The following is a 615-nucleotide window of genomic DNA, read 5'->3' as shown; positions in this document are numbered from 1 at the left end:
GTTTATGAAATACCGGTAGCCCGCGCAATTCTCCCGCTTCAATACTTTTTACATTACCTTCAAACCTCCATGCAGTGTGTGACGTAAACGACAACAGAAATAAAAATCTACCAGTACTATTTGACTTTTCTTCGTATTAAACCCTTTAACATAATTCAATAAACCCGAACAATATTTTTCGCTGCCCAAAAAATGCCAACTGAGCCTAAATATATCCTTTCTATAACAACTTTATTTTACGTTTTAATTGAAGTCTGGTGGTGCGGGAGGACCTGGCAACCTAGCTGGCGCAGTTATATTAAGTAACTCCCTTAAAGTAAATTTTCGATTTGGCCCACAAAAAGCGACCCCCTTTTTTGACCTTTCTCTATAACTCACATCGATTTCAACTTTATCTATATCAACTTCCTTAATTGAGATATCGGCAGTTGAATGCTCAGGATAAAACCACTTACTTATAAAGTTAACCTTAGAACTAAAAACACCATCAATATGAATATAAATTTCATAAATTGGGTCCGTCTCTATCTCATTTGGAAAGTTTAAGCTTAGCGATATCATCTCTTCAAATTCTTGAAACTCAGGTACATAGGTAATCCTCCCATTTTTAATAGT

The 615-nt window shown here is 35.4% G+C and carries 1 protein-coding gene; it reads right to left on the bottom strand.

Features of this window, described 5'->3' with window-relative positions; genetic code table 11:
* Positions 1-243 precede the first annotated feature (243 nt).
* A partial coding sequence (locus tag J8L97_RS23120) for a hypothetical protein (RefSeq protein ID WP_211053074.1) occupies positions 244-615 on the bottom strand: 372 nt, incomplete at its 5' end.

Source organism: Pseudoalteromonas sp. MMG012 (assembly GCF_018100875.1).
Classification (GTDB): Bacteria; Pseudomonadota; Gammaproteobacteria; order Enterobacterales; family Alteromonadaceae; genus Pseudoalteromonas; species Pseudoalteromonas aurantia.
Note: the sequence above shows the minus strand (reverse complement) of the source record. Positions and strands in the feature narration are given on the sequence as shown.